The following is a 286-nucleotide window of genomic DNA, read 5'->3' on the forward strand; positions in this document are numbered from 1 at the left end:
TATTGTAAACACTTCGCTCGATTTTGGCAGATAAATTAGATGGCAATATTCTAAAAAGTTGACATTCACTATCAATACTCATATATTCTGAAGTTAAATCAATAGCTATGAGTTCTTTATCTCTCAATTTAGGTTTACGTATTTGATGTAAATAACCCATTTTTGAATCTAATCCTTTTAAAACCTTGAGTATTTTATCGTAATTTGCTTGAAAGTTGTGCATATGAATTATAGTGTCGTAACTACAATTTACTGCCTTTTAGCAGTTTGCGCAACTTTTTCTAAA

Annotated in this window: 1 pseudogene; it reads right to left on the reverse strand. The window is 29.0% G+C overall.

Annotation, left to right across the window (positions count from 1 at the left end):
- Positions 1-223 (reverse strand): annotated as a pseudogene (locus FOF46_RS32405) (IS982 family transposase); the annotation flags it as partial.
- Between the last annotated feature and the right edge of the window lie 63 nt (positions 224-286).

Source organism: Aquimarina algiphila, from assembly GCF_007489275.1.
Lineage (GTDB): Bacteria > Bacteroidota > Bacteroidia > Flavobacteriales > Flavobacteriaceae > Aquimarina > Aquimarina algiphila.